Here is a 26,329-nt window from a genome sequence, read left to right as displayed (position 1 = left end):
AACTAACAATTATGCATTGTATTTAATGCAGTTCTTGACTTAAGTCCAGCGACATTTGCTGACGCCCCTATCAGGCATCAAACCATCACCAATGCCCGCAACCGGGCAGCATCGAGGATTTCGATTTCGCCGTAACTCAGCCCGATGATCCCCTGCCCCTGCAACTCCTTGAGAATCTGGTTGGTGGTCTGGCGCGACAGCGACAACATGGCGGCAAGCTGCTCCTGAGGCAGTTGCAGGACGCGCCGCGGCGGGGCGGTCTCGCCATAGCCTTCGGCAATCATCAACAAGCGGTGTGCCAGCCGTGCCGGGGCCGGCAACAGGCTCAATTGTTCGAGGTTGATGAAGGTCATGCGCAGCTTCTGGCTCATCAACAATGCCAGTTGGCGCCAGTGTTGCGGATGCTCGTCGAGCAACGCCAGCAAGGTGTTCTGGGGAATGTGCAGCAGTGTGCACTGGCCCACGCCGTAGGCATCGTGGGTGCGTGGCTGGCCATCGAACAGGCAGATCTCGCCGAACCAGTGCGGCGGTTCCACCAGGCTCAGCAACGCTTCCTTGCCCTGCTCGCTCACAGCACCGACGCGTACCGCGCCTTCAAGCACCGCGTACAGGCCGCAGGGCGGATCGCCGCGCTTGAACAGCCGCTGACCCGGCGACAGGCGCCGCAGCCTGGCCGCCGACAGCAGGCTATCCTGTAGGGAAACAGGCAAATGGCTGAACCACTGACCGCTCATCAGACGTGGGCGCCAGACCTGCATATCCATGAAAACTCCTAGAGATTGTCGCCTGGCTGACAGAGCGGGAAGTGGCCCCGGGGCATGATCAATCACCCCACAGGAGAACAACAATGAAAAGCCTCGTCGACCACCTCAGTCAATACGCCGCCTACCACCGAGACCCGCGCAACATCGCCTCGCACTTTATCGGTATTCCGCTGATCGTGGTCGCCGTGGCGGTGTTGCTGTCCCGGCCGCAGTGGTCGCCGGGTGGCGTGTGGCTGTCACCGGCGGTGCTCGTTTCGCTGGCATCGGCGTGGTTTTACCTGCGCCTGGAATTGCGCCTGGGCGTGTTGATGACCCTGTTGCTCGGGCTGAGTGTCTGGGCCGGTCATGCGCTGGCACAGCAAAGCACGCTGGTCTGGCTGGGCAGCGGCGTGGCGATGTTCGTGATCGGTTGGGCGATCCAGTTTGTCGGCCATCACTACGAAGGGCGCAAACCGGCCTTTGTCGATGACGTGACCGGGTTGATTGTCGGGCCGTTGTTCGTGGTGGCGGAACTGGCGTTCATGCTGGGGATGCGGCATGAGCTCAAAGAGCAGATCGAGGCGCGGGCGGGTGGGGTGCGGATCAATCCGAAGCGTGCTGCTGTTTAGATAGCAATCGCGACCAGGCTCGCTCCCACACTGAATTGCGTCGTTCACAAATCCACTGTGGGAGCGAGCCTGCTCGCGAAGCTTTGGCTTTAGATGTTGGCAACCTTCTGCCAGACCTTCGGCTTGAAGAACAGCGTCTCCCCCTTCGCCAACCCGATCAGGCTGTCGTGATCCTTGACCACTTCGGCCTCGATCAGATCGCTCTGCCCTTCGACCTTCAGCGTCACCCGTGTCGTTGCGCCCAATGGACGAATATCGCGCACTTCGGCCGCATGGTGATCTTCCAGTTCATGGCGCGACAGCGACACTTCGTGCGGACGGAACAGCACGTGGTTGTCTTCGCCCAGATGCAGGCGGTTCGAATCACCGAGGAAGTGATAGACGAAATCGCTGGCCGGGTTTTCGTAGACGTCACCCGGTGAGCCGATCTGCTCGATCACCCCCTTGTTCATCACCACGATACGGTCGGCGACTTCCATCGCTTCTTCCTGGTCGTGGGTCACGAACACGGAGGTCAGGTTGATGTCTTCGTGCAGACGCGCCAGCCAGCGGCGCAGCTCCTTGCGAACCTTGGCGTCGAGGGCGCCGAAAGGTTCGTCGAGCAGCAGCACTTTCGGCTCCACCGCCAGCGCTCGGGCCAAGGCAATGCGCTGACGCTGGCCGCCGGAGAGTTGCTCCGGGTAGCGATCCGACAACCAGTCCAGTTGCACCATGTTCAACAGTTCGTGAACCTTGGTTGCGATCTGGCTTTCGCTCGGGCGCTGGTTTTTCGGCTTCATGCGCAGGCCGAACGCGACGTTGTCGAACACCGTCATGTGGCGGAACAGGGCGTAGTGCTGGAACACGAAACCGACGTTGCGATCGCGCACGTCGTGGCCGGAAACGTCTTCACCGTGGAACACGATGTTGCCCTTGTCCGGGGTTTCCAGGCCGGCAATGATCCGCAGCAGCGTGGTCTTGCCGCAGCCCGACGGGCCGAGCAACGCGACGAGTTCGCCGCTCTGGATGTCCAGGCTGATGTTGTCCAGCGCCTTGAACGCGTTGAAATTCTTGCTGACGTTACGCACTTCGATCGACATGAATTATTCCTCCGCGGCGCTGGCGCGCAGGCGGTTAATACGGTTTTCGCTCCACTGCTTGAGCAGCAGGATGAAGAGCGCCAGGATCAGCAACAGGCTCGCCACGGCGAACGCGGCCACGTGGTTGTATTCGTTGTAGAGGATCTCGACGTGCAACGGCAGGGTGTTGGTCACCCCGCGAATGTGCCCGGAAACCACCGACACTGCACCGAACTCACCCATGGCCCGGGCGGTGCACAACACCACGCCATAAATCAGGCCCCATTTGATGTTGGGTACGGTGACGTGCCAGAACATCTGCCAGCCGTTGGCGCCGAGCAGACGTGCGGCCTCCTCTTCCTGAGTGCCTTGTTCCTGCATCAGCGGGATCAGTTCTCGGGCCACGAACGGCACGGTGACGAAAATCGTCGCCAACACGATGCCCGGCAGGGCGAAGACGATCTGGATGTCGTGATCCTGCAGCCATGGGCCAAACAGGCCCTGGGCGCCGAACATCAGCACATAGACCAGACCGGCGATCACCGGCGACACCGAAAACGGCAGGTCGATCAGCGTCACCAGCATGCTCTTGCCACGGAACGAGTACTTGCTCACGCACCACGCGGCGCTGACGCCGAACACCAGGTTCAACGGCACCGAAATCAGTACGGCGATGACCGTGAGTTTCAGTGCCGACAACGCGTCCGGCTCAAAGATCGCGGTGAAGAACGCACCGAGGCCGAGCTTCAGGCCCTGGGACACCACGATGAACAGCGGCAACAACAGGAACAGGGCAAAAATCAGCCAGCCAAGGCCGATCAGGATTCGCCGCGAAGTCGCGCTGCCACGGCGGGCAGCATTCGAGGAAGCGGCAGCAATAGACGATTGGGACATGGGTGCGCCTCCTTATGGGGTTTCGATGCGTCGCTGCAACAAGTTGATCAGCAGCAACAGGACGAAGGAAACCACCAGCATCAGTACACCAATGGAGGTAGCGCCGGTGTAATCGTATTGGTCGAGTTTGACCATGATCAGTAGCGGCAGAATCTCGGTTTTCATCGGCATGTTACCGGCGATGAAAATCACCGAACCATACTCGCCGACCCCGCGGGCAAAGGCCAACGCGAAACCGGTCAGCCATGCCGGAAGCAGTGCCGGCAGCAGGATATGGCGGAAAACCTGCAATGGTTTCGCACCCAGGCACGCCGCCGCTTCTTCGACTTCACGAGGAATGTCCGCCAATACTGGCTGTACGGTACGTACTACGAATGGAAGTGTCACAAAAGTGAGGGCAAGGGTGATGCCCAGGGGGGTGTAGGCGATCTTGAAACCCAAATCCGCTGCAAACTGACCAACCAGGCCGGTAGGGGTGTACAACGCCGTCAGCGCAATACCGGCCACTGCCGTGGGCAATGCGAACGGCAGGTCGATCATTGCATCGATCACTTTTCGTCCAGGGAAGGTATAGCGCACTAATACCCAGGCCAGCAGCGTGCCGATGATGCCGTTGATGATTGCGGCACACAGGGCGGTGCCGAAGCTGAGCTTCAGCGCCGCCAGCACCCGTGGCGCCGAGATGATTGCCCAGAACTGATCCCAGGTGAGTTGAGCGGCATGCACGAACATCGCCGCCAGTGGTATGAGCACAATCAGGCTGAGGTACACCAAGGTGTAGCCCAGCGTCAGCCCGAAGCCGGGTATGACGGGGGAGATACGACGCGACATAAAAGTCCTTGGTTAAAAAACGTTCCGCTAAAACCATCCCTGTGGGAGCGAGCCTGCTCGCGAAGGGGGAGTACCCGTCAACATCCCTGTCGACTGAAACACCGCCTTCGCGAGCAGGCTCGCTCCCACAGGTTAAGCACCCAGGCTGACTGCATGGGTGCTCATTGATGGCTATTTAAGATTACTGCGCCTGGTAGATCTGGTCGAACACCCCGCCGTCATTGAAGAATTTCGGCTGTGCGGTTTTCCAGCCGCCGAAGTCCTTGTCGATGGTCACCAGTTCCAGTTTCGGGAACTGCTGGGCGTACTTGGCGGCCACATCCTTGTCACGCGGGCGATAGAAATTCTTCGCCGCGATTTCCTGGCCGGCCGGGCTGTACAGGTGCTTGAGGTAGGCTTCGGCGATCTGCTCGTTACCCTTTTTCTCGGCATTCTTGTCGACCACCGCCACCGGTGGCTCGGCGAGAATCGACAGCGAAGGCACGACGATGTCGAACTTGTCGGCGCCGCCCTCTTCTTTCAGGGCCAGGAAGGCTTCGTTTTCCCAGGCCAGCAACACGTCGCCCTGGCCGTTGTTGACGAAGGTAATGGTCGAGCCGCGGGCGCCGGTGTCCAGCACTGGCACGTGCTTGAACAGGGTTTGCACGTATTCCTTGGCCTTGGCTTCGTCGCCGCCATTGGCTTTGAGGCCATAGGCCCAGGCCGCGAGGAAGTTCCAGCGCGCACCGCCGGAGGTTTTCGGGTTCGGCGTGATCACCGAGACGTCATTCTTGATCAGGTCACCCCAGTCCTTGATGCCTTTAGGGTTGCCCTTGCGCACCAGGAACACGATGGTCGAGGTATATGGCGTGCTTGCGTCCGGCAGGCGCTTTTGCCAGTCAGCCGGCAGGGACTTGCCGAGCTTGGCGATTTCGTCGATGTCACCGGCCAGGGCCAGGGTCACGACGTCGGCACGCAGACCATCGATCACCGCTCGGCCTTGCTTGCCCGAGCCACCATGGGATTGCTGGATTTTCACGGTGTCGCCGGCATGTTCCTTTTGCCAGAACTTCACGAATTCGGCGTTGTAGTCCTGATACAGCTCGCGGGTCGGGTCGTACGACACGTTGAGCAGTTCGTAGTCCTTGGCAACTGCGGAACCGGCAAAAAGGGCGCTGGCCAGGGCGGCCAAAGCGAAATGACGAATCGACGACATGGTGAAAGCTCCTGGAATTCTTGGTTTGTTGGCTTTTTTATGGATTTCTGGAATCGCGTTGCCGGTTCAAAGATCGCAGCCTTCGGCTGCGCCTACAGGGGCTGCGATCCCCTTCAGCCGGGCTTGTTGCCTGGCTGCTGCAAACGGAATTTTTCTTTGCGTTCGATCTGCACCACCTGCGCGTTGTGCACAGTGATTTCCACGGCACCAAAACGCAGGTCGCGCAGGGCACTCTGGATTTCACGCAGGATGGTGGCTTCGTCTTGACCGTCGACGCTACGCAGGGATGCGCTCATATTGCTGCTCCTTCAACTGAGAGTTTGCCTCGCAGTGTCGGCACTGCTTGCGGCTTGGGAGCAATACTAGTGAGGTCTTGATATTCTTAAAAAGACTATTTAAGAATGTTTATATAACCAGAAGACATTAATTGAAGGGACAAGGGCTTGAGGCGATTCACCCTCTTTCAAGCGCACCAAAAACCTGTGGGAGCGGGCTTGCTCGCGAAGAGGCCGGCACATTCAACATCCCTGTTGCCAGACAGTCCGCCTTCGCGAGCAAGCCCGCTCCCACAGGTTTTGTGTATCAGCAAGGCGGCAAGGTAATTGCTCCGATCACCGGCGCATGAGCCCAGTTCAATTGCCCTGCCGGCACCGGCCGCCCGAACCAGTAGCCCTGGCCCAGATCACAGCCCTGCTCAAGGAGGAACGCCGCCTGTTCGACCTGCTCAATCCCCTCGGCATGAACCTGCATGCCCATGCTTTGGGCCAGGGCGACGATCACCCGCGAGATCGCCGCATCATCCTCGTCCCACGGCAATCCGGCGACGAAGCCTTGGTCGATCTTCAGTTTTTGCACCGGCAGGCGCTTGAGCCGCAACAGCGATGAGTAACCCGTGCCGAAGTCGTCGATGGCCAGGCGCACCCCCAACTCGCGCAGGCGATGCATCTGCTCCAGCGCGACTTCCGGATCGTCCATCACCGCGCTTTCGGTCACTTCCAGTTCCAGACAGGCCGGTTCCAGCCCGGTTTCGTGCAGCACCTGCGCCACCTGCTGATACAACTCGCGACGAGCAAACAGGCGCGAAGAAATGTTGACCGCCACAAACGACAGCACCACCCCGTCCTGCTGCCACTGACACATCTGCCGGCACGCCTGCGCCATGACCCAGGCATCGATTTCGGCGATCAGACCGGTTCGTTCGGCGACTGGAATGAATTCCGCCGGTGACACCAGCCCCCGCTGCGGGTGCTGCCAACGCACCAGCGCCTCGACACCCACCAGGCGGCTGGTCTTGAGGTCGTGAACCGGCTGGTAATAAACCTGCAGCTCTTGCTGGTCCAGGGCGCGGCGCAATTCGAAGGCGATCTCGACGCGTTGTTGGGCATGGGCGGTCAATTCTTCGGTGTAGAGCGCGTAGTCATTGCGACCGGTGCTTTTGGCCTTGAACAATGCCGAATCGGCGTTGCGCAACAATTGTTCAACGCTCAAGGCATCGCTGGGGAACAGGCTGATGCCAATGCTGGTGTTGATGAACAACTGATGTCCATCGATAGCAAACGGCTCTTTCAGCCCGTTGATGATCCGTTGTGCCAGCGCAGCCGCCTGGATCAACTGCGGACAGCATTCGGCCAGCACGGCAAACTCGTCGCCGCCCAGCCGAGCCAGGGTAATGCCGGGATCGAACATACCTTTCAGGCGCCCGGCTACAGCCTTGAGCAACTGATCGCCGATGGTATGCCCGAGGCTATCGTTGATCATCTTGAAGTGATCGAGATCAATCATCAGCAGCGCGCAACCACGCTTGTGCACCTGTGCCGAAGCCAGGGCCTGTTCGGCGCGGTCGCTGAACAGCAGACGGTTCGGCAGGTCGGTCAGCGGGTCGTGGTGCGCCAGGTGCATCAACTCATGTTCGGAGTTCTTGATTGCACTGATATCGGAAAACACCGCCACATACTGGCTTGGCTGGCCATCGTCGTCATGAATCAGGCGGATTGTCTGCCATTGCGGATAAATTTCGCCGCTTTTGCGCCGGTTCCAGATTTCCCCGCTCCACTCCCCGGCGCTGGCAAGCGCGGCGAACATCGCTTGATAGAATTGCGCTGGATGGCGCCCCGACTTGAACATATTGGGCCGCTCTCCCAGCACCTCCTCACCGTCATAACCGGTGATCTCCATAAAGGCCCGGTTCACATGGACGATCGCGCCTTCCCGATTGGTGACCAGCACCCCTTCGCGGGTGCAGTCGAACACTGCCGCCGCCTGTCGCAAGCGCATGCGGTCGGCATCGCGCTCACGCAGTTTGGCGCCGATACCCAGACACCGCAGCAGCCGCGCCCGGGCAATGAAGATCAATCCGGCGCTGAACAGCACCCAAACGTAACCGTTGATCAGTTGCCATCGCAGTCGCTCAGCGGAGCTATCGAATAAACTGTTTAATAAATAGCCACTGATCTGCAGCCAAACCACAGAAAGCAACAGATAGAGCAGCGCTGCACGCAAGGCATCGCGATAGGTGGCAGGCATCCGGCAATCCATGTCCATACGAAAAGGTTGGAATTATAGTTTAAAGACACATCCAGCCACTCTTATCTGAAAGGGCGACTGGTTTTCTGTGTGGGCTTAGTGATAATGCAACGGCTGTTTTTTCTTTATCGAGGGCCCTACAGCCTATGTGGTACGAAGGTTTACTCGGCTTGTCAGCCTGGTCACTGGTAGCAGTCACCCTGCTGATGACCCACGTCACGATCATCGCCGTCACGGTCTATCTGCATCGTTACTCGGCCCACCGCTCCCTGGAGCTGAATGGGGGCCTCAAGCATTTCTTCCGTTTCTGGCTGTGGCTGACCACGGCACAGAACACCCGCGAGTGGACGGCCATCCACCGCAAGCATCACGCCAAATGCGAAACCGTCGATGATCCGCACAGCCCGGTCATCAAGGGGCTGTCCACGGTGCTGCGCAAAGGCGCCGAGCTGTACCGCGCCGAAGCGGAAAACCCCGAGACGCTGCGCATCTACGGCAAGAACTGCCCCGAAGACTGGATCGAGCGCAACCTCTACAGCCGCTTCCCGCTGCTGGGTGTGGCGATCATGGCCGTTATCGACCTGCTGCTGTTCGGCACCATCGGCATCACCATCTGGGCCATCCAGATGATGTGGATCCCGGTTTGGGCCGCCGGCGTGGTCAATGGCCTGGGCCATGCCATCGGCTACCGCAACTTCGAATGCCGCGATGCGGCGACCAACCTGGTGCCGTGGGGCATCCTGATTGGCGGCGAAGAACTGCATAACAACCATCACACCTACCCTAATTCGGCAAAACTGTCGGTGAAGAAGTGGGAGTTCGACCTGGGCTGGGCGTGGATCAAAGTCTTCAGCTTCCTGCGCCTGGCCAAGGTTCAACGGGTTGCGCCGATTGCCCACCGCGTCGAAGGCAAGGGCAACCTGGACATGGACACCGCCATGGCGATCCTCAACAACCGCTTCCAGATCATGGCCCAGTACCGCAAATTGGTGATCGGCCCGCTGGTCAAGCAAGAGCTGGAAAAGGTCGATCACTCGGTACGTCACCAGTTCCACCGGGCCAAACGCCTGCTTTCGCGAGAGACCAGCCTGCTGGATGACAAACACCATGTACGCATCCAGAACATGCTCGAGCACAGTCAGGCATTGAAGGTAATTTACGAGAAACGCCTGGCCCTGCAGCAGATCTGGGTCAAGACCAGCTCAAATGGCCACGACATGCTGGCGGCCATCAAGGACTGGGTACACGAAGCCGAAGCCAGCGGGATTCAATCCCTGCGCGACTTCGCCGATCAGTTGAAAACCTACTCCCTGCGCCCTGCCACCGTTTGAGCCACAAAACCTGTGGGAGCGGGCTTGCTCGCGAAAGCGGAGTGTCAGTCACCTTTTATGTCGACTGACACTCCGCTTTCGCGAGCAAGCCCGCTCCCACATTGATTTATGACCGCAAAAACGCGTCGCCAATACCGCCCGGCGGGAGCAACCTCCCTCGCCACAAAAGGCGGGAACTTCATCCTGAAACCCTAATCTCAAAGACACTTCACCATCCCCGGCGGGATTGGTGTTGGCCGCTAACGATCATGCGGCATGCCCTTTGAGATTTGTTTCGATGGCCCAAAAGAACCTGCAAGACTCATCTCCGTCACATTGGCCCGAAGCCGCGCAGACCCTGATGGCGCTGATGCACGCCCAAGGCGAAGTCGCACGTTTGACCGAACGGGAACAGCTGCTCAACACATTGCTGGCAAGCGTCAACGCGGTGCTGTGGGCATTCGATTGGGAAACCCGCCGGGTGCTTTACGTCAGCCCTGCCTATGAACGGATCTTTGGCCGGTCAGCCGATCAGTTGCTGGCCGACTGCAATCAATGGCGCGACAGCATTCACCCTGACGACCTCGACTACGCCGAACGCAGCCTGGCCGAAGTGCTGGACAAAGGCGCCGTCGAAGACCGTGAGTATCGAATCATTGCCGCCGACGGCCAGGTGCGCTGGCTAAGCGACAAATGCTTCATCAATCGCCAGGCCGAGCCGGGGCAACCGGTGATCATCGTTGGCATTGCCGAAGACATCACCAACAAGAAGCAGCTGGAAACCGAACTGCAACGCCTGGCCACTACCGACGCGCTGACCCAGAGCAGCAATCGCCATCATTTCTTCGAATGCGCTCACCGCGAGTTCGCAAACGCCCGGCAACAGGGCGAGCCACTGTCGTTTCTGATGCTGGATATTGATGACTTCAAAACGATCAACGACACCTACGGTCACCAGGAAGGCGACAACGTGCTGCAACGCATTGCCGAAAGTGGCCGCGCAGCGTTGCGCCGTCGCGACCTGTTCGGGCGCATTGGCGGTGAGGAATTTGCTGCGGTGTTTCCCGGGTGCACGCCGCAAATGGCCCTGCAAGTGGCTGAACGCCTGCAACGGCAGATTCAGCAATTGAGTTTCAACCATGAAGGCCGGACTTTCAGCATCACTGTCAGCCAGGGCCTGACCAGCCTGAGCGCCTCGGACGAAACCGTGGAGGACCTGTTTGCCCGGGCGGATGCCGCGATGTATCAGGCCAAGCGCGAGGGCAAGAACAGGATTGTCACGGCCTGACAGGCCACCACAAAACCACTGTGGGAGCGGGCTTGCTCGCGAATGCGGAGTGTCAGTCGATGTCGATGTTGGCTGACACGCCCCTTTCGCGAGCAAGCTGAACTGGTCAACTAATTTTGGACACCAGTTACGGTTTCATGCCGCCAGTTTCTCCATAGCTACCGGCGACCGGTAGCCGTTGTAGCTATGGAGCCTGACGTTGTTGTAACGCATCACATAACGCTGCACATCCACCCGCGCCTCATGTTCCGAGCGGTAGCCATCTTCTGGTACCCACTCTGACTTGAGGCTTCCAAAGAAACGCTCCATCGGAGCGTTGTCCCAGCACTCACCTTTGCGACTCATGCTTTGCAGGAGGCCATGTTTGCGCATTTCTTTCCTGAATTTATGACTGGTGTATTGGCAGCCCTGGTCAGAGTGAAACAGCACCTCTTTTGGCCGGCCTCGCAGGTCGACCGCCATCCGCAACGCTTCGCAGGTCAGCGTGGCATCGGAAATCATCGAAAACGACCAGCCCACGATCCTGCGGGCAAACAGATCCAGCACCGCCGCGAAATACATCCAGCGCGTGCCGACTTTGATGTAGGTCACATCGCCGCACCACACTTGGTTAACCGCAGTGACATCAAACTTGCGCTTGAGCACATGCGGCGCCACCAGCGCCTCAACGCCGGAAGATTTGTACTTGTGCCGCCGCCGTTGATGGCTGGCAACACCGGCTTCGCGCATCAAGCTGCGAGCCATATGTCGCCCGACACGATGCCCCTTGGCTTGCAGTTCCTTGGACAGGGTGCGAGACCCTGCGGACGCTCTGGATTCCTTGTGATGCTTGACCAGCACGGCCTTAAGTTTCTCCCGCTCAGGATTCACCTTGCCCTGACGCTGACGCCAGGCGTAAAAGCTGCTGCGGGTGACTCCAAACGCCCGACAGCAATTGTTAACGCCGTACTGCTCGTCCAGCTCATTGATCAGCGAGAATGATCTTTGGAGTCCAAAAGCAGGAGAGCACTGGCCTTTTTTTAGGATTTCAATGTCCAGGTCTTTTTGCCTGAGCAACGCTTTGAGCTGCTGAATCTCCCGCTGATCGGCGGTGATTGCCTTGGCCCCCACCGGGGTCGAACCCAAGCGTTCTTTGCGAACCTGGTCGACCCAACGGCGCAAGGCCGTAGGGCCAATATCCAAACTGGCACAAACATCGGGAACTGACTGGCCCTCGTCCAGCACCATGCTGGCGGCCTTGAGTTTGAACTCACTGGAATAAGATTTACGCATATCCAAACACCTCAGATTTGGGCGCCATCATAGCGCCCGATTGAAGTGTCCAAAATCATTAGGCCAGTTCAAGCCCGCTCCCACAAGGAATTGAGTGAAACCTACTTCTTGCGAAGGCGCATCAATTCCGGCAAGCCGATCTTGAGCAACCGCGCCGTCCGGCTCTTGGCCAGTTCCTCAATGCCCTCATGCTCGGTCAGGCGCGCCATCTGCGCTGCCATGTTCATCACCAGCGCTTCGCGGGAGTAAACCCCGCCACCGAGCTGGTAGGCCGCCGCAATCAGCTCCCGCAATTCCAGCGGCAGGCGCCAGCGTGTACGCAGGGCCGAGCCATAGGCCGCGCCATATTCAACCAGCGCTTCACCCACTTCTTCCAACTCGTCCAGTTCGCCGCTGGCCTGTTTCCATTCCTGCAGACAGCGCAGCAACGCCAGATCGCCGAGACGATGCAACATGCCGGCGCAATAGCAACGCTCCTGATCCAGATCGAGCAAGCGCGCCAGGGTTCGCGCGTACTCGGCGGTGTGCAGTGACAGATCCCAGTAACGCTCGGCATAGTCGGCCAATTGCGGATCGCTGAGCCGGGCACTGCGCTTGAGCGCCAGCCCGAGAATCAGGTTCATGCTCTGCCCGGTACCCAGGCGATGCAGCGCCTGGGACAAGGTTTGCACACCCGCACCGCGGTGCTGGGCCGCGCTGTTGGCGGCGGCAATCAGCACAGCCGTAACCTGCGGATCGGTGCGGATTTCGTCCTCCAGCACCGTCAGGTCGAGGCCATTGGGATTGAGGCTGCGTTTGACCGCCACTTGCACGTCGGTCATCAGCGGCGCACCGTCGGCCAATTCCCGTCGACGCTCCAGAAACACCGACAACGTCATGCCCGGCGCCAGCGCCGGCACTTCGCACGAGACTTCTTCCCCAGCGTGCAGCAGCAATCCCTGCAACCGATGGGTCAGGCTTTCCATGTTCAGGGGCTTGGTCAGGTACGCGGCCGGCGCAAGCGGCAAGGCCTCGCGCACGCTGGCACTGTCGTTGCGACTGCTCATGAGGATGAAGGGCAACGGCGGGTTGCGTTTGCGCTGGCGGATGTTGCGCAGGACATTCAGGCCATCGACACCCGGCAACTCCCAATCGGCGATGACCAGGTCATAGGGGTTGGCAGCCAATAGCTCCAACGCCTGCTGGCCATCGGCGCACAAATCCAGCCGCGCATCGCAGCGTACGTTCAACAACACTTCCTTGAGCAGATCCCGGGACCAGGGGTCGCCCTCGGCAATCAGTACTCTCGGAACCGCGGGTAAAATGACAGTTGTCATACAGCTCTCCCTGGCAATGCAGGAACATTAGCCAATGCTGGCCATTCGATACAGCGTTAATGCGCGGGATGTGTTTTCAGAGGCATGAAAAAACCCGCCGAAGCGGGTTTTTTGTCGATCAGGTCACACTAGATGATTACAGCTCGGCGAAGCACTCTTCGATGATCGCCAGGCCTTTGTCCAGTTGCTCGTCCGGCGAGGTCAGCGGTACCAGGACGCGCAGAACGTTGCCGTAGGTGCCGCAGGACAGCAGGATCAGGCCCTTGTCGCGAGCCTTGGCCACAACCGATGCCACAGCGGCGGCGTTTGGCTTGTGGCTGTCGCCGTTTTCGAACAGCTCGACAGCGATCATCGCACCCAGGGCACGGACTTCGCCGATCACCGGGTATTTGGCCTGGATGGCCTTCAGGCCGGTTACCAGACGCTCGCCAACGGCCTTGCAACGATCCAGCAGGTGCTCTTCTTCGAACACTTCCATCACGGCCAGGGCCGCGGCGCAAGCGATCGGGCTACCGGCGTAGGTGCCGCCCAGGCCGCCTGGAGCGATGGCGTCCATGTACTCGGCCTTGCCGCACACACCGGCCAGCGGGAAGCCGCCAGCGATGGATTTGGCGAAGGTGGTCAGGTCGGCAGCAACGCCCATCTGTTCCATGGCGAAGAAAGTACCGGTACGGCCAGCGCCAGTCTGTACTTCGTCAGCGATCAGCAGGATGCCGTGCTGGTCGCACAGGGCACGCAGACGCTTCATGAATTCTTTCGGAGCGACGTAGAAACCACCTTCACCCTGAACCGGCTCGATGATGATCGCAGCGATGTCTTTCGGCTCGGCGTCGTTCTTGAAGATGCGTTCGATGGAAGCGATCGAGTCGTCGATGCTCACACCGTGCAGTTCGTTCGGGTACAGCGCGCGGAAGATGCCGCCTGGCATCAGGCCCATGCCGGCCGAGTAAGGCACGACTTTACCGGTCAGGCCCAGGGTCATCATGGTGCGACCGTGGTAAGCGCCGGTGAACGCGATCACGCCGGCACGGCCAGTGGCGGCACGGGCGATCTTGATCGAGTTTTCCACGGCTTCGGAACCGGTGGTCACCAACAGGGTTTTCTTGGCGAAATCGCCTGGCACCTTGGCGTTGATTTTTTCGCACACTTCTACGTACGGCTCGTAGGCCAGCACCTGGAAGCACGTGTGGGTCAGCTTGTTCAGCTGCTCGGTCACGGCCGCGATGATTTTCGGGTGCACGTGGCCGGTGTTCAGCACGGCGATACCGCCGGCGAAGTCGATGAACTCACGACCTTCAACGTCGGTCACGGTCGCGTTCTTCGCGGACTCGGCGAAGATCGGGTGAATCTGGCCAACACCACGTGGAACTGCATTGGTACGGCGGGCCATCAAAGAAGCGTTAGTCTTGCTCATTACATTCCTCTTTCGCCGCTCATCGGTCGGCGTGGTTCAAGGATTAAGCGGTGGGGAGGTAACTAAGGCAGCATGCGATGATCGACTGCCACAGCGTTCCCGACCACAGAGAAAATTCCGGTTTGAAGCGGCGCAAAGGGACAGCGCTCTCGTGCCCTTTGCGCTTGAAGCAATACTCTTGCGGGGTTAGATGCCCAGGCAGAGGTATTTGATTTCCAGGTAATCTTCGATGCCGTACTTGGAGCCTTCACGGCCCAGGCCCGAGGCCTTGATGCCGCCGAACGGCGCGACTTCGTTGGAGATCAACCCGGTGTTAACGCCGACCATGCCGTATTCCAGGGCTTCAGCCACACGGAACACACGGCCCAGGTCGCGAGCATAGAAGTACGAGGCCAGACCGAACTCGGTGTCGTTGGACATCGCGATCACATCGGCTTCGTCTTTGAAGCGGAATAGTGGAGCCAATGGACCGAAGGTTTCTTCCTTGGCCACGGCAGCGTTGTTCGGCACGTTGGTCAGGATGGTCGGTTCGAAGAAGTTACCTTCCATCGACTTGCCGCCGGACAGCACGGTGGCGCCTTTGGAAACGGCGTCAGCAATGTGCTCTTGCACCTTGGCCACGGCTTTTTCGTCGATCAGCGGGCCAGTGGTGGTGCCTGCTTCCAGACCGTTACCGATCTTGAGCTTGGCCACAGCGGCTTTCAGCTTTTCGGCGAATGCGTCGTAGACCGAATCCTGAATGTACAGGCGGTTGGCGCAGACGCAGGTCTGACCGTTGTTGCGGTACTTGGAGATGATCGCGCCTTCGACGGCCTTATCCAGGTCCGCGTCGTCGAACACGATGAACGGCGCGTTGCCGCCCAGTTCCAAGGACACTTTCTTGATGTCCTTGGCGCATTCCGACATCAGTTGACGACCGATTTCGGTCGAACCGGTGAAGGACAGCTTGCGCACGATCGGGTTGCTGGTCAGTTCGCTGCCGATGTCGCCGGCGCTGCCGGAAACCACGCTGAACACGCCTGCAGGGATACCGGCACGCTGGGCCAGTTCAGCCAGGGCAAAGGCGGAGAACGGAGTTTGCGAAGCAGGCTTGAGCACCATGGTACAACCGGCGGCCAGGGCCGGGCCGGCTTTACGGGTGATCATGGCAGCCGGGAAGTTCCACGGGGTGATTGCAGCGGTCACGCCGATTGGCTGCTTGATCACGATCAGGCGCTTGTCTGGCTGGTGGCCCGGAATCACGTCACCGTAGATGCGCTTGGCTTCTTCGGCGAACCATTCGATGAAGGACGCGGCGTAAACGATTTCGCCCTTGGCTTCGGCCAATGGCTTGCCCTGTTCCAGGGTCATCAGGCGAGCCAGGTCGTCCTGGTTCTCGATGATCAGTTCATACCAGCGACGCAGTTTGCCTGCACGCTCTTTGGCGGTCAGGGCACGCCAGGCCGGCAGCGCTTTGTCAGCAGCTTCGATCGCACGGCGGGTTTCGGCAGCGCCCATTTTCGGCACAGTGCCCAGAATTTCGCCCGTTGCCGGGTTGTTGACCTTGATCGTCTGACCATTGTCCGCATCAACCCACGCGCCATCGATGAAGGCTTGCTGGCGGAACAACTGGGTGTCTTTAAGCTGCATGTCGGCTTTCCTTAACAGCACCGCGCACGCGCGGAGCAAATTATGATTGTAGAAAGGCGCCTCGATAGGCTGCCGTCAGGGAAATCATTCACCGGGCTGAAGCACATAAATAGCGCACTGATTCAAATCGTGCGGTTCAGCACCCAGACAAGAGCGTTTGAAATCTCAAACGAATCCTAGGATCAAAGGGGGTAAAGGACAATAGCCTGTTCGAAAAAAAGAACGAAAACGACGCATTTGCCCGTATTTTCTGATCAACGTAGCAAACGCCCGTTACAGCTTTAAAAAAACGCAGGCGATTCAGCAGCATGGACGCCCGCAGTGCATATGAGTATCATGGCGCCCGCTGCACCAGTAGCTCAGCTGGATAGAGTACTGCCCTCCGAAGGCAGGGGTCGTGGGTTCGAATCCCGCCTGGTGCACCATACGTTGTAACGAGAAAGCCTCAGCCCTTATGGGTCTGGGGCTTTTTTGTGGGTGTTGTTTTTATGAAATCAAACTGACTCCATTGGAGTCGGGTTAGAGGTAGCCATTAGCAAAACATCGGCGCGAGCTCCATGGCGGAGCCGACGGCACGCGGGCTGAAGGGTCAGTTGTCAACTTAAAGTTGACAACTCCAGCACTCGGCGAGCGATTGGGGGGAAATCCAGACAATCCCCCCAGAGTTCTAGTAGTACCCCTGGTTATCTACCGAAAGGAGCCTGTTGCTGGTGATCGCATGGGGTGATGGTACGAGGCAACCGTCAAGGACAACTTGACAGTTCGATTTGATTACATGCGTCAGCGTCAGTCGCGTGCAGTGTTTCGTAGTTTCTTGAGTAGCCAGCGGCAGCTCACGCCACCCCAACAGATCTTATCCCTATCCCCTCAACTTCCAAGGTTGCAGGAGATCAGCCTGCACGATACCCTTCCGCCGTCGCTGCCAATTCAGCGACCGGGCTTGGTAACCCGAGAGTTAAGCGCAACAGCGCCCCCATTCGAATTGCAGGCGTTTTTTTTCGCCCGTAATTTTGAGTTATGGCGGCTGTGCGTGGGACGTTTTCGGACGTGCCGGATTCCTTGACTCCCGGTTTACCAACCTGCGCACAGCTGCCACCCATTCGCTTGGTAACGAAAAAGTGGCAGTTCCTCGTCAAGGAGCTAGACCATGCGCAATACAAATCCGTACGAAATTCCGCTTTTCCCTCAACGCGATTTCAAGTCGCGCCCTCATAGCATCTCCGTCAATGGAGGTGGCAAATGACTGAACAACCAGAAGCAAAAACCATCGGTTTGACTCCCTGCATCTATTGCCCGGACGAACCGCTGTTCCATGTCAGTGGTGGCGTGCCTATTAGCAAAGCACTGGCACAAGCATCCGACCTGCTGTTCCTGGCCAAGTCCTTCGCCGAGGATGCGGCTTACGCAAAAGACACCGACCGGCACGCGTGGGCTGCACACTATCTGACTGCGATGAGTAAGGCTGTGATCGATGATGTGGTGAAAGTGCTGACGCGACCGACACAGGCTCGCTAGCAACAAGCTGCAGAATAGTGGCAACCCACCCTTAAAATGCGCCCCGAATTTTCGGGGCCTTCATAACTGCCAGAATTAAACTGAAAGTGCTTGATCGATTCGTACGTACATCAGAGGTGCTGCATATCACTTCATTTATACGTAGAGCCTTATGGCAAGAAATGAAGGCCGGGCGTTTCCCGAAGTCAGTACACATCAGCGCTGGTTGCAAGGCTTGGGTGGGCATCAGTGCTGGCAATATGGCTAGAGGGCCCCGAAAGCTGGAAAAAGTAGCAGTGACTCAGCTTCCCGCCCGACATTGTGTAACAGCGCTCTTCCATCCCTCCGGATATTCGCGCGCAGCCTTGGAACAACTGGTATCACCAGTTCGCACCGCCATACTGCTTTGCCTGTTTCTCGAATTTAGCGCAGGCGTTGTAGGTAGCCACATCATCGACCACGTTGGAAACGCAGCGGCCATAAGCAATCAATTCGTATACCTGAAGTCCATGACGCTTGGTCAGGTAGTACTCCACAGGTAATAGCTGTGCCATGTAGCCCACCTCCAGATGCGAGTCTTCAATGGCCTTCATGACCTGCTTCTGGTCACCGCTACGGTCGACTTCCTTGAACAGCATGTTGAATGTCCAGGCCGTACGCCCGGTACCCTGCAGGCTGGTACGCAAATAGGATGCCGCCCGCGTCGAGTCGCCAGCGATGGAGTAAGCCATCGCCAGTTTGTTGGTGACTGCGACGTTGCCCTGCAGGGTTGCCGGCAAGGGCTGCGCCTCGATGCGAGCCAGATTCGCCTTGAGCTGTTCGCGATTGCTGGAGACCAGATCGTTCAGTCGGAACAGATAGTCCGTCGAAGGGAAATCCGGCAGCGGCCCCGACGGCCGGCGACGGCGCTGCTCTGGCGGCAGGCTGGCGGTGAGTTTCACGATCGGTTCCAGCCGCTGTTCGGACGATTGATAGATACTCTCGTCCACATGGCTCAGTTCCTTGCTACAGCCCTTCAGATTGATCTGGTAATTGCCGCCCTTACCCGTCACGCAACTGGTTGTTTGCGGGGCACGCGCCACCAGCGCACCTTCACTGTATTTGCCGAGACGGCGTACAGCCATTTTAAGACCATCGAGCGAATACCCGGCTTTCACCAGCAACTGCGCGGAAAAATGGTCTGCCGCTATTTCCTGCTCTTGGTTCCAGTGCCGATAGACAAGACCCTTGGTCATGTCATCGACAGTCTCGCCGAAGAGCAGGCTATAACCACCGGCTCCAGCGGCCCAGGCGCCCAGTTTGGTCATGTCCAATGCAGTCTGTTGCAGGCCGCCCTTGGTGGTATCACCTTGATAGACATGCCCGAGCTCGTGGGCGATGACCGCTGCAACCTCATCTTCGGAATTGGCCTGGGCTATCAGCCCGGCCGACACCACGATGGTTGTAGCAGAGAGAGAATAGGCCTCGTACCCGCTGAACGAGTCCACGACCACCACGCAGTCGCACGGCACTGCCCAAGCACCTTCAAGGCGCTGGCGGATACGCTGTACATATTCGATCAGCGCAGGGTCCAGCACTGGCGTGCGATCCATCTGCCGCAACAGCCGCACATCATCGATGTTGACTTTGCGATCGGCGCCCTCCAACGGTTTGAACGCGCTGTACTTCGGGTCGACAGCGCAACCGGACAGCGCCGCGAGTACAAATGCGAACAGACAGACACTCCGTCTCATCATTTGCATCCTTCGCCCGCTCCCTTGACGCTTGCAGATTTCGCATCGCCAGCCAGAGTCGCAGGTATGGTGCTACAGGCATCGACCACCAGTTTTTCGTTCACCAACTGCACATCGGCACGCGAAACTTTCCAGGCAGCGGTGCCCTGGCGAAACTCCAGGCGGTTGCCTTCCACTGACTTGGCCGACAGTGGGTAAGTCAGTTTGCCCAGCTCCGATACCAACCGATACTCGCCACCCTTGGCGGCTTCAACTTCGATGAGCTCGGGATGGGGAATTGCCTGGATCTGCAACGTATCTGCCGAAGCCGATAAAATATTCAGACTAGCAAGCAGCAACAGCTGGATTGGGAAGTGCTTTTTCATCAGGTCCATCCTTAGAGTAATTCTGCTCACCGGCCAAGACGACCTCCCAAAGGAATGGCACGAAAGCCGCCAGTGCCAACCAACCTTCGGGAGCCATGTTCGCCCGGTAAAACAGGTAGTAGCCGACCGCGACCACCGATGTGTTGAGTGCGGCAAACCCCAATGTCCTGCCGACCTTTGAGCCAATTGAATCTTTCTCGGCGGCGCTGGATTTCCGTGTCTGGACGCGCCAACCAAGGGTGCCCTGCAGCTGCATACACATCAGAATCATCACCAACAGGAATAGAAAGTTGGCAATTCTGGAATCACTCTGATGTATGTAGTGCGCTCCCCTTTCGTCCAGGTTTGCCAATGCATTGGCGTGCAGGTATACGCCAGCCACTTGGCCATACAATGGCGACTCTACATAGTCGTTCAGGCTAGGCATAACATTCCCCACCAACACCACGAAGGGTTCACCGGGCTTGAGTCGGGGTGGCCTGAGACTTACCGGGTGTTCGCCGTACAACTGCGACAGTCGAACCTGATGGACCGGCATGCACGCGGCTGTCGGGTTTTCGGCTGCCGTCGAGAAACCAGCGAGACGCAAAGAAATCGAAATCAAATCACTCCACGCACTCGCTTGCTCGGCACTGCAATCGTCCCGAGAGGTCATAGTCCACTGTATGGAAAGTTCTGGCAGGCTTGCCGCCTCGGCCCAGCGACAATCTTCGCCGCGGGCCTTGCACAAATCCTGGTAGAGCGCGCCAGCCGCCGTCGCCACAGGCTCAGCGGCGCTCGCTGTGCCCAGAGACGCCTTCAGCGGATAGAGATCGCCTATCCCGTCCCACGCAGAGACTGCCAGCGAGGCGGACCGCAACTGCTGGCGGGCCTGTGGAGACATCGGCACAAAACTCCCTCCCCCGGCCAGATGAATCTTCGATGCCACCGGGTTTTCGTCCAAACGCTCCAGGACACGACCGAGCTGCTGCAAGTCGCCACTCGTAGTGCGAGGGCGCTCAAAGAAGATGTCGTAGAAGATGGCCGCCGGAGCCGGTTCGCCGCTCTTGGACAGGGCGAGATCACGCAAAATGCGACCATGATCGGCGTAGGTCAGGGGCCAGTCATTGGCCTCCAGCCAACCCTTTCCATCATTGTGCAAACCGGCGATGCTGGGGTAATCAATAGCGACGACCGTTACCGGTGCGGGCTCGACAGGAAAACTAAACGCCCGGAATCTCCCGAGTTGATCCGACAGAGCCTTGTCAGCGGCGGAGCTCAGGCCAAACGGATCACAGAACAAGCCCCAGTATCCAAGGATCAAGTAAAGCCCTACACGAGCCAGTGGCCACTTGCGGAGTCTTTCAAAACCTTCATCCAAAACCCTGAACACTCTATCGCTCCGTGATGTCACTTGGCCACTTTTCGACCAAGGATATCCAAATGATTCGTGCGATGTACATTTAATTAAATAGTTTTGCCTACAGTCAGGTGGCGGACGTTGTCGGCAGCTCGGCCCGCACGGGCAAACTGTTTAGACACGCGAACGCCTCAGCTCCCAAGGCCCGGGCCGTTTTTACGGCACAAAAAAACCGCCGAAGCGGTTTTTTTATTCTGTGGTCCAGTCGAACTCGTCGTACTCCTCATCGTCCTCGTCGTCCTCGAAGAACTCCTCTTCAAGGTCGTCGCCTTCAACAACATCTTCTTCCGGCTGGTTCAGCAGAAAATCCTTGCGACTCTCGGTAATCGCTCGCCGTAGTTCTTCACCCTTTTGCGGGCAGTTGAGCATTTGGGCGATGCGGTCGATTTTTTTTGCCACGGCATCCTCCAACGCATCGGCTATGGCCTGATAGTGCGCGCTTTCGGGGGTGGATGCCAAATCCCCGCCATGCTGCGCACTTCAGTTTTCTGTAAATCCGCCTTTAGCGGTGATAGCGCCGTACCACGCTGCTGTTTCTCAGGACGTGGCCTTTGATTTTTTCCAGCAGCTGCGCACGGGTCAGGCCGGCGGGCAAAGCGTCCGGGGCCAGGTCCAGGGCGTAGATCTGGATGATGTAGTGGTGCGCGCTGTCGCCAACGGGTGGGCAAGGGCCGATGTAGCCGGTGGTGTTCTGGCTGTTGGTACCGCCAACGCCCTCGAGGCCGGGTTTGCTTCCGGCACCGGCCGGGATCTGGTGGGTGCCGGCCTTGATGCCGTAATGCACCCACTGATCGATGCCCTGGCCTTTCTGGCCGTCCGGGTCGTGCATGACGATGGCGTAGCTTTGGGTGGCGGCCGGGCCGGTGTTCCAGTTCAATGCAGGGGAAATGTTGTGTCCGCCACAGCCCGCGGAATCGCTCGCAGCGGCCGAGGTGAACAGACGGTCATCGGAAACTCCGGGAATATTCAGGGTGAAGCGTTCCTGGGCCTGCGCCGGGAACTGCACGCAAAGGGCGACAGCGGCGGCTGAGATCCAAGCGTTGATTGAGGTCAATCGGGTCATTCCGGAGCACCTTGTACGTGTTGGGCCGTCGTCGGCGTGCAAACTATAGCCGGACCGTTCACGCCGTGGCAGCGGGGAATTGGCTGAACCTCGCGATAAGCACCAGACTCATAAGTAAACGTCTGTCTGGAGAGCAATCATGACTCTGCATCGCGTTGCGCGTGTCACCAATGTGCCCGAAGACCGGGGTCTGGAAGTGCAAGTCCAGGGCAGCAAGATTCTACTGTTGCGGGCCGGTGAGCAACTTCGCGCTTATCAGGCCGAATGCCCGCATGCCGGCGCCCCGCTGGCTGACGGTGCGGTATGCAACGGTCGCCTGACCTGTCCGTGGCACAAGGCGCAGTTTCGGATCGAGGATGGCGGGCTGTGTGAACCGCCAGCCCTGGACAGTCTCAAGCGCTATCCCCTCGAGGTTCGTGACGGCGACATCTGGGTCGGCGACCAGCCATTATCGGACGCCCACACGCCACCGGCCGACGATCCACGAACCTTCATTATTATCGGCGCTGGCGCGGCAGGCACGGCGGCAGCAGCAGCGTTGCGCGAGAAAGGCTTCGGTGGCCGGGTGCTGTTGATCGACCGCGAAGCCGATGCCGGATACGACCGCACTGCGCTGAGCAAATACGTGATCGCCGGGGAAATGCCGCCGCAGGAAGTCCCGCCGCTGCGCGACGAGGCGTTTTACCGCGAGCAGCGGATCGAGCGCCTGCAGGGCGAAGTGGCCAGCCTGGACGCATCAAACCGCACACTGCGGCTGACTGACGGCCAATCACTGACCTACGACGCCGCGCTGGTGGCCACCGGCGGCATACCCAAGCCGTTGACGCTGCCCGGCGCCGACTTGCCGCAGGTATTCGTTTTACGCTCCAGAGCCCATGCACAGCAGATTCTGCACTGCGCCAGCGCCGGCCAACGGGTGGTGATCATCGGCGACAGTTTCATTGCCATGGAGTCCGCCTCGTCCCTGCGCCAGCTTGGCCTGGACGTGACTGTACTGGCCCGCCACGCAGTGCCATTTGCCAAACAGTTCGGCGAAACGGTCGGCAAGGCCATTCGTGCGCGGCATGAAGCCCATGGCGTGAAGTTTCATACCCAGGGCAATGCGGCGCAGATCGAAGGAACGGACAAGGTCGAAGCCGTGCGCCTGGACAACGGCCAACGCCTGGCGGCCGATCTGGTGCTGGTCGGCATTGGCGTCACGCCGGCCACCGCCGCCTTCACCGGGCTGGTGAAAGAACAGGATCAGTCGCTGCGTGTCGACGGCGCAATGCGCGTGGCCGACGGCCTCTGGGCGGCTGGCGATATCGCCACCTTCCCGCTGAACAACCAATACGTGCGCATCGAACACTGGCGACTGGCCCAACAGCAGGCGCGAATCGCAGCGGCCAATATGCTGGGCGGGGACGAGCATTACCTCGACGTGCCGTTTTTCTGGACCTGGCATTTCGGCAAGACCTACGACTACCTCGGGCACGCCGAGGCCTGGGACGAAGTCGAGTTCAAGGGCGACCCTTACGATCCGCCCTTCATAGGCCTGTTCGGAAAAAATGGCGTGGTGTCGGCGGCGCTAGCCTGCGAGATGGACCGGGCCATGGCGATGCTTGCCGAGCGGATGAAGCAACCGTTGCCCTGGGAAGAGGCATGGCGCCTGATCCGTGACGTTCCCTAGGGGGGCGGACAGCAAAACGCCCGGCACCTGCGTGATGCAGAGGCCGGGCGTTACTGTATAAACGGCCGCCGTTATTCGGTGGCGCCGGTTTCCGCAAACTTGCTCATGACAAAACCGGCAAACTCTTCGACGGTCATTTTCTGGCCGTTGAAGTCCACCTGATTGTTGGCGTAATGCAAGTTGGTGACGATATTGTTGCCGTCCAGTTTTGCCAGTTGGCTGCCGACCGCCATGCTGCCGAACATGTCTGCGGTGGCGGTGGCCTGATCGGCAATCAGCTTGGCGTCGGTCTGACCGTCGATTTGCGACTGCACGGTGAGTACATCGACCAGCATGGGTTTGGACACTTTCAGTTTGAAGTCCAGCAACGCGATCAACTGCCTGACCAGCTGATCGGTCGGCAGGTCGATGGTTTGTGGCTTGGTCAGGTTGAGCACCATGTTGGCGCGGCTCTCACCGTTGGCCGTGTTGAACGACAGGTTTTCCAGGGCCACCTGCGGACCGGCCGCCAGCAGTTTTTCCAGGCTGGACTTGAGCAGTGCTTCCTCGGCTTCGGTCAGTTTCAGCTCCGGTGCCGGCAGGCCCGCTTCCACCGCTTCGGCCGCCGCACGCTCATACGGCTGCAGTTTGCTCTGATAGACCTGCATCAACGACATCGTGGCCGGAATGTCGAGGTTCTTCACGCTCATGGTCAGCGCACCGGAACCGATGGTCTTGCCATTCAGGGACACTTCGCCAACTTTGTAATCGGCACGCCCGGAAGCGTTGCTGCCCTTTTCTTCCGTCAGGTTTTTCATCTCGAATTTCTTGAAGTCCAGCACCGACTGCTTGACGCCAAAAGTCGATTTGCCGCTGGCCAGTTCAAGGACGTTCTCGCCGATATAGAAACCGTAGGTACTTTTGGTCAGGTTGCTGGCCAGGGTCAGGCCGTTCAACTCAACCTGCACCGGTGTCTGGTCTTCAGAAACGGTGGTCACTTTCAGGCTGTCCATGTAACCGGTGGCCTTGACCTTCTGCGCCTTGGCGCTCGCGTCGACGTCCATGCTCAGGCCGGAGAATTTCATGCTCGACTTGTCATCCAGCGCCATTTCCAGCGGCTGCAACTCGAAGGTGCCATTGGTTGCGTTGTCATAGCCGATGTTGACCACGCCGGTCAGTGGGGACTTGTCCTTGGCGGCGGCAAACCACTTCTCGGTGAGCGGGGTCTTTTCCAGTTCGTAGTGACTGGTCGCCAGGACCGGCAGCCACTTCAGCGACATCAGCCGCGAGATCGGCAACGGGCCGTGTTCGATGTGATCGACAAACAGCAGCTCGACCGGCGCTTCGCCGAACATTTCACCTTCGCCCTTGAGACGATAGTGCGCGGTGCTGCTGAATACATGACGCTCCAGCGACACCAGCTCCAGCGACGCGGTGCCGTTGGAACCGATCATGGCCGCTTGCAGCTCCTTGTTGGCATCGGCAATCGAGGAGTTCAACACACCTTCGAGCCTGGTGCCGGTGAACCAGGCACCGCCTGCGCTGATGGCACCGATTGCGACAACGATTCCCAGTAGCACGCCTGCTGATTTGTTCATGTATGACCCGTTCAATATCCGTTGTTGAAAGTGTGGTCGTCTTCCCTGAACCCATGACGGGTTGCGGCTCGACTGTGCTGAAAGTGGAATGCAGATTAGCATCAGGCGCGACGAACGGCCCAATGATTAAAGGTCAAGAGTGTCTTGGGGGGCAGCTGTTCGATCGCCTTCGCGAGCAGGCTCGCTCCCACAGGGAAATGCATTCCAATGTGGGAGCGAGCCTGCTCGCGAAGACGGTATAACAACCAACACAAAATCAGGAATACTGGACCTCAATCTCATCCAGTTGATGATCAAAGCTTTTAAGCCGCGCCGTCCAGGTGTACACCAGCACTTCGAAGTCGCGGTTGATCACCGCCCCGCCCGTCACTTCCGCGCGTGGGTCGCAGACGTCCAGTTGATAACGTTCGCGGGCCATGGCCGTGGCGACATCGGCCAGCTCCCGGGCATTGCTGAGCCAGTGCCGATCGTCGTCAGCCACTTGCCGGTCCAGCGCCAGGCATTGTTTTTTCAGGGTTTCGAGGCTTTTTTCCAGCGGCGTGCCGGTCAATTCGCCCATGACCTCCTGAAACGTGCGCCCCGGTTGCCAATAACTGCCCCAGAAATAGCGGTCGAACACTGTTTCGACACGACGCAACGCCACCTTGGTATCCCAGATCAGGACCAAGGTCTTGCCTTGTTCGAGTTGTCTTTTTTTGATGCGCTGATTCTGGACCGACGCCCAGGCAACCACCGCAACGGACATCACGGCTATCAACGCGACGGCACTGTCGAGGAACACCAGAGCCTTGTCGATCTGGTGGGCCAGCATGACGCCGTAGAAATAGGTGGCCGACAGCAGCACCAACGCCACGATGGCGCACCAGAAGCCGAGAGCATAAGGGTTTTTCATTGTTGGTTTCCCCCTGACCTGCGCGAGCCTTGTGC

23 protein-coding genes and 1 tRNA gene are annotated in these 26,329 nt (G+C 58.9%); 6 read left to right on the top strand and 18 right to left on the bottom strand.

Annotated features, from left to right (window positions below; translation table 11 throughout):
• Positions 1-77: 77 nt before the first annotated feature.
• Positions 78-764, bottom strand: a complete 687-nt coding sequence (locus PPUTUW4_RS00830) for a Crp/Fnr family transcriptional regulator (protein ID WP_015092980.1) — start codon at positions 762-764, stop codon at positions 78-80.
• Between the two features lie 83 nt (positions 765-847).
• Between PPUTUW4_RS00830 and PPUTUW4_RS00825 the strand changes: the two genes are divergently transcribed.
• Complete coding sequence (locus tag PPUTUW4_RS00825; protein WP_015092979.1) at positions 848-1,372, top strand: Mpo1-like protein; 525 nt, start codon at positions 848-850, stop codon at positions 1,370-1,372.
• An 89-nt stretch (positions 1,373-1,461) separates the two neighbouring features.
• Here PPUTUW4_RS00825 and PPUTUW4_RS00820 read toward each other — a convergent pair whose 3' ends face one another.
• The 6 genes from PPUTUW4_RS00820 to dibA form a co-directional block, all read right to left on the bottom strand.
• On the bottom strand, positions 1,462-2,451 hold the full coding sequence (locus tag PPUTUW4_RS00820; protein WP_015092978.1) for a sulfate ABC transporter ATP-binding protein: 990 nt from the start codon (positions 2,449-2,451) through the stop codon (positions 1,462-1,464).
• Between the two features lie 3 nt (positions 2,452-2,454).
• Entirely contained in the window at positions 2,455-3,324 is an 870-nt protein-coding gene (gene cysW / locus PPUTUW4_RS00815; protein WP_007972954.1) for a sulfate ABC transporter permease subunit CysW, read from the bottom strand.
• A 12-nt stretch (positions 3,325-3,336) separates the two neighbouring features.
• Positions 3,337-4,155: a sulfate ABC transporter permease subunit CysT gene (cysT, locus tag PPUTUW4_RS00810; protein ID WP_007972956.1), complete on the bottom strand. Its 819-nt coding sequence runs from the start codon at positions 4,153-4,155 to the stop codon at positions 3,337-3,339.
• A 181-nt stretch (positions 4,156-4,336) separates the two neighbouring features.
• Positions 4,337-5,350, bottom strand: coding sequence for a sulfate ABC transporter substrate-binding protein (locus tag PPUTUW4_RS00805; protein WP_015092977.1), 1,014 nt, complete (start codon positions 5,348-5,350; stop codon positions 4,337-4,339).
• 113 nt (positions 5,351-5,463) lie between these two features.
• On the bottom strand, positions 5,464-5,646 hold the full coding sequence (oscA, locus tag PPUTUW4_RS00800; RefSeq protein ID WP_007975618.1) for a sulfur starvation response protein OscA: 183 nt from the start codon (positions 5,644-5,646) through the stop codon (positions 5,464-5,466).
• 286 nt (positions 5,647-5,932) lie between these two features.
• Positions 5,933-7,873, bottom strand: a complete 1,941-nt coding sequence (gene dibA / locus PPUTUW4_RS00795) for a phosphodiesterase DibA (protein ID WP_015092976.1) — start codon at positions 7,871-7,873, stop codon at positions 5,933-5,935.
• Between the two features lie 146 nt (positions 7,874-8,019).
• On the opposite strand from dibA, the gene desA reads away from it, so the two are divergent.
• Both desA and PPUTUW4_RS00785 read left to right on the top strand, forming a co-directional pair.
• Positions 8,020-9,204 (top strand): delta-9 fatty acid desaturase DesA, encoded by a 1,185-nt coding sequence (gene desA / locus PPUTUW4_RS00790; RefSeq protein WP_015092975.1) that lies wholly within the window; start codon positions 8,020-8,022, stop codon positions 9,202-9,204.
• Between the two features lie 277 nt (positions 9,205-9,481).
• Positions 9,482-10,471: a sensor domain-containing diguanylate cyclase gene (locus PPUTUW4_RS00785; protein WP_015092974.1), complete on the top strand. Its 990-nt coding sequence runs from the start codon at positions 9,482-9,484 to the stop codon at positions 10,469-10,471.
• 135 nt (positions 10,472-10,606) lie between these two features.
• Here PPUTUW4_RS00785 and PPUTUW4_RS00780 read toward each other — a convergent pair whose 3' ends face one another.
• From PPUTUW4_RS00780 to gabD, 4 genes are all read right to left on the bottom strand, one after another.
• Positions 10,607-11,743 (bottom strand): IS3 family transposase, encoded by a 1,137-nt coding sequence (locus tag PPUTUW4_RS00780; RefSeq protein ID WP_015092973.1) that lies wholly within the window; start codon positions 11,741-11,743, stop codon positions 10,607-10,609.
• Between the two features lie 101 nt (positions 11,744-11,844).
• On the bottom strand, positions 11,845-13,059 hold the full coding sequence (locus PPUTUW4_RS00775; RefSeq protein ID WP_015092972.1) for a response regulator: 1,215 nt from the start codon (positions 13,057-13,059) through the stop codon (positions 11,845-11,847).
• A gap of 136 nt (positions 13,060-13,195) precedes the next feature.
• Positions 13,196-14,473, bottom strand: coding sequence for a 4-aminobutyrate--2-oxoglutarate transaminase (gene gabT / locus PPUTUW4_RS00770; RefSeq protein WP_007975624.1), 1,278 nt, complete (start codon positions 14,471-14,473; stop codon positions 13,196-13,198).
• Positions 14,474-14,659: 186 nt separating this feature from the next.
• On the bottom strand, positions 14,660-16,102 hold the full coding sequence (gabD, locus tag PPUTUW4_RS00765) for an NADP-dependent succinate-semialdehyde dehydrogenase (RefSeq protein WP_015092971.1): 1,443 nt from the start codon (positions 16,100-16,102) through the stop codon (positions 14,660-14,662).
• A 348-nt stretch (positions 16,103-16,450) separates the two neighbouring features.
• Here gabD and PPUTUW4_RS00760 point away from each other — a divergent pair.
• Both PPUTUW4_RS00760 and PPUTUW4_RS00755 read left to right on the top strand, forming a co-directional pair.
• Positions 16,451-16,527, top strand: a tRNA-Arg gene (locus PPUTUW4_RS00760).
• A gap of 814 nt (positions 16,528-17,341) precedes the next feature.
• Entirely contained in the window at positions 17,342-17,617 is a 276-nt protein-coding gene (locus PPUTUW4_RS00755; RefSeq protein ID WP_008049909.1) for a DUF3077 domain-containing protein, read from the top strand.
• A gap of 359 nt (positions 17,618-17,976) precedes the next feature.
• Here PPUTUW4_RS00755 and PPUTUW4_RS00750 read toward each other — a convergent pair whose 3' ends face one another.
• The 5 genes from PPUTUW4_RS00750 to PPUTUW4_RS00730 form a co-directional block, all read right to left on the bottom strand.
• Positions 17,977-19,338, bottom strand: coding sequence for a M48 family metalloprotease (locus PPUTUW4_RS00750; protein ID WP_227698107.1), 1,362 nt, complete (start codon positions 19,336-19,338; stop codon positions 17,977-17,979).
• Positions 19,329-19,694: a hypothetical protein gene (locus PPUTUW4_RS00745; protein ID WP_015092969.1), complete on the bottom strand. Its 366-nt coding sequence runs from the start codon at positions 19,692-19,694 to the stop codon at positions 19,329-19,331. The genes PPUTUW4_RS00750 and PPUTUW4_RS00745 overlap by 10 nt, the downstream gene beginning before the upstream one ends.
• Entirely contained in the window at positions 19,654-21,066 is a 1,413-nt protein-coding gene (locus tag PPUTUW4_RS00740) for a CHASE2 domain-containing protein (RefSeq protein WP_015092968.1), read from the bottom strand. The genes PPUTUW4_RS00745 and PPUTUW4_RS00740 overlap by 41 nt, the downstream gene beginning before the upstream one ends.
• A gap of 216 nt (positions 21,067-21,282) precedes the next feature.
• Positions 21,283-21,552, bottom strand: coding sequence for a hypothetical protein (locus PPUTUW4_RS29875; protein WP_015092967.1), 270 nt, complete (start codon positions 21,550-21,552; stop codon positions 21,283-21,285).
• Between the two features lie 43 nt (positions 21,553-21,595).
• Entirely contained in the window at positions 21,596-22,156 is a 561-nt protein-coding gene (locus PPUTUW4_RS00730; protein ID WP_015092966.1) for a YbhB/YbcL family Raf kinase inhibitor-like protein, read from the bottom strand.
• Positions 22,157-22,295: 139 nt separating this feature from the next.
• Here PPUTUW4_RS00730 and PPUTUW4_RS00725 point away from each other — a divergent pair, with 139 nt between their 5' ends.
• A complete protein-coding gene (locus tag PPUTUW4_RS00725; RefSeq protein WP_015092965.1) occupies positions 22,296-23,825 on the top strand; it encodes an apoptosis inducing factor family protein in 1,530 nt (509 codons plus the stop codon).
• A 71-nt stretch (positions 23,826-23,896) separates the two neighbouring features.
• Here the strand turns inward: PPUTUW4_RS00725 and PPUTUW4_RS00720 are convergent, their stop codons facing one another.
• Both PPUTUW4_RS00720 and PPUTUW4_RS00715 read right to left on the bottom strand, forming a co-directional pair.
• Complete coding sequence (locus PPUTUW4_RS00720) at positions 23,897-25,402, bottom strand: YdgA family protein (RefSeq protein WP_015092964.1); 1,506 nt, start codon at positions 25,400-25,402, stop codon at positions 23,897-23,899.
• 256 nt (positions 25,403-25,658) lie between these two features.
• Positions 25,659-26,294 (bottom strand): hypothetical protein, encoded by a 636-nt coding sequence (locus PPUTUW4_RS00715; protein ID WP_015092963.1) that lies wholly within the window; start codon positions 26,292-26,294, stop codon positions 25,659-25,661.
• Positions 26,295-26,329: the final 35 nt, after the last annotated feature.

The organism is Pseudomonas sp. UW4 (assembly GCF_000316175.1).
Taxonomy (GTDB): Bacteria; Pseudomonadota; Gammaproteobacteria; order Pseudomonadales; family Pseudomonadaceae; genus Aquipseudomonas; species Aquipseudomonas laurylsulfatiphila.
This window is presented reverse-complemented; position numbering and strand designations above follow the sequence as displayed.